Annotated in this window: 1 protein-coding gene; it reads left to right on the top strand. The window is 68.3% G+C overall.

Annotated features, from left to right (window positions below):
* Window positions 1–3,159, top strand: a 3,159-nt coding sequence (locus ACNPM4_RS02425) for a DUF7927 domain-containing protein (RefSeq protein WP_448984576.1), incomplete at both ends; no start/stop codon positions are given.

The following is a 3,159-nucleotide window of genomic DNA, read 5'->3' as shown; positions in this document are numbered from 1 at the left end:
GCGCACCGGGCGTCATCTGCGATCCGGTCACGCCGCCGGTGGATATCGATCTGCCGCGGATCACTCCGGAGAAGTCGTCCGATCCCGCTTCGGGGACGGGGGTCGTCGCCGGAGATGTGATCACGTACTCGCTGACGTTCACCAACAGCGGCCAGGCCGCGGGTGACGTCGCATCGACCGATGATGTGTCGGAGGTGCTCGACGACGCGGAGGTCACGACAGACCCGACGGCCGATCTCGCGGGCATCACGGCGACGTTCGACGCGGGCGCGGAAGAGATCCGCATCGAGGGGTCGCTCCCCGCCGGTGCGACGGTGACCGTGACGTATCAGGTGACCGTGCGGGCGGACGGTGAACGCGGCGACAACGTCCTCACCAACGTGCTGACCCCGGATGTCCCGCCCTACGTGTGCGATGACAGCGACCCGGACTGCGACCCGTTCGTGCCGCCGAGCACGGAGCACCCGGTCGGTCAGCTCGCGGTGGACAAGACCGTGGACCCGGAGTCGGGCACTTCGGTTGACCCGGGGCAGGTGGTGACCTACACCCTGACGTTCGAGAGCGTGGGTGCCGCGGCATCGACGGTCGACAAGGTCGACGACCTGTCCGATGTCCTGGACGACGCGGAGTTGGTGGCGGGGTCGATCACGACGTCGAATGCGGCGCTGACCGCAGAGCTTCAGGGAACCGATCTGGTGGTCACCGGTTCCGTGCCCGCCGGCGCGACGTACACCGTCAGCTACTCCGTGACGGTGGACGCGTTCGAGGACCAGGAGAACCACCTCCTTGCGAACATCGTGCAGAATCCGGATGGCTCCTGCGATGTCGAGGACTGCCCGGAGACGTCGAACCCGATCCGTCACTTCGTCGTCGAGAAGGACGCGGATGTCACGGCGGGCGTGCAGACGGGTGACGTGGTGACGTACACGGTCACCGTGACGAACGACGGTGAGGGTGCCTACACGGCAACGGAGCCGGCCGGGTTCACGGACGATCTCACCGACGTGATCGACGATGCGTCCTACAACGATGATGCTGCCGCGGTGGCGTCGGACGGTTCCTCGGTGCCGGAGCCGACGGTCACCGGGCCCCTGCTCGCGTGGTCGGGGCCGATCGCGGCGGGCGAATCCGTATCGGTCACGTACTCGGTGACCGTGACGAACGCCGGCGACGCCGACCTGGTCAATGCGGCGACGCCCGTGTGCGCACCGGGCGTCGTCTGCGACCCGGTGACGCCGCCGGTGGACATCGACCTGCCGCGGATCACCCCCGACAAGTCCTCCGATCCGGTCTCGGGCTCGGGTGTGGTCGCCGGTGACGTCATCACTTACTCGCTGACGTTCACCAACAGCGGCCAGGCCGCCGGTGATGTGGATTCGACCGACGACCTCTCCGCGGTGCTCGACGACGCGGAGGTCACGACGGACCCGACCGCGGACGTCGCCGGCATCACGGCGACGCTCGACGCGGGTGCCGAGCAGATCCGCATCGGGGGGTCGCTCCCTGCGGGCGCGGTCGTCACGGTGACGTACCAGGTGACGGTGCTGCCGGACGGGGAACGCGGGGACAACGTCCTCACCAATGTGTTGACCCCGGATGTGCCGCCCTACGTGTGCGGCGACACCGACCCGGACTGCGACCCGTTCGTGCCGCCGAGCACCGAACACCCGGTCGGCCAGCTCGCGGTGGACAAGACCGTGGACCCGGCGTCCGGCACAGCTGTGGATGTCGGGCAGGTCGTGACCTACACCCTGACGTTCGAGAGTGTGGGGGCTGCGGCATCGACGGTGGACAAGGTCGACGACCTGTCCGACGTGCTGGACGACGCGGCGCTGGTCGCGGGCTCGATCACGCCATCGAACGCGGCGCTGACCGCAGAACTGCAGGGAACCGATCTGGTGGTCACCGGATCGATCCCCGCTGGAGCGACGTACACGGTCACCTATTCGGTGACGGTGAGCGCGTTCGCCGATCAGGAGAACCATGTCCTCGCGAACGTCCTGCAGAACCCGGACGGCTCGTGCGGCGCAGAAGAATGCCCGGACACATCGAATCCGATCCGCCACTTCTCGGTAGAGAAGGACGCGGATGCGACGGCGGGCGTGCGGACCGGTGATGTCGTGACGTACACGGTCACCGTGACCAACGACGGGGAGAGCGCGTACACGTCGTTCGTCCCGGCGGGCTTCACGGACGATCTGATCGATGTGATCGACGACGCCTCGTACAACGGCGACGCCGCAGCGGTGGCGTCAGATGGGTCGCTGGTGCCGGCTCCGACCCTGGAGGGTTCGGTGCTCGCCTGGTCGGGTCCGGTCGCCGTCGGCGAATCGGTGTCGATCTCCTACTCCGTGACCGTGACGAACGCGGGAGATACGGATCTGGTCAACACGGCCACGCCGGTGTGCGCGCCGGATGTGGCCTGCGACCCGGTGACCCCGCCGGTGGACATCGATCTGCCACGGATCACTCCCGAGAAGTCATCTGACCCGGTCGCCGGGACGACCGTGGAGGCGGGCCAGGTCGTCACCTACACGCTGACGTTCACCAACAGCGGCCAGGGCGCCGGTGACGTGGCATCGTCGGATGACATGTCGCAGGTGCTCGACGATGCCGAGCTCACAGCAGGCCCGACCGCGGATGTCGCCGGCATCACGCCGATATTCGATGCGGACGCGGAGCAGATCCGCATCGAGGGCTCGCTTCCCGCCGGCACCGTCGTCACGGTGACCTACCAGGTGACGGTGCTGCCGGACGGCGACCGCGGCGACAACATCCTCGCCAATGTCCTCACCCCGGACGCCCCGCCGTACGTGTGCGCCGACGGCGACCCCGACTGCGACCCGTTCGTGCCGCCCGGCACCGACCACTTCATCGGCGAGCTGCGCGACTGGAAGACGGTCGACCCGGCCTCCGGAGGCACGGTCGTGCCCGGGCAGGTCGTGACCTACACGCTGCACTTCGAGAGCGTGGGCACCGGGCCCGTCACGGTCGACCGCGAGGACGATCTCACGGCCGTCCTCGATGATGCGACCGTCACGGCGGATCCGGTGAGCTCGGATGCCGCGCTCGCCGCCTCCGGGATCGTCGACGGGCGTTTCGGGATCACAGGCTCGCTCGAACCCGGAGATGCCGTGACCGTCACCTACCAGGCGACGG

The sequence above is a fragment of the Microbacterium umsixpiens genome, from assembly GCF_053543675.1.
The sequence above is the reverse complement of the archived record's forward strand: the minus strand, read 5'-3'. Positions and strand labels throughout refer to the sequence as shown.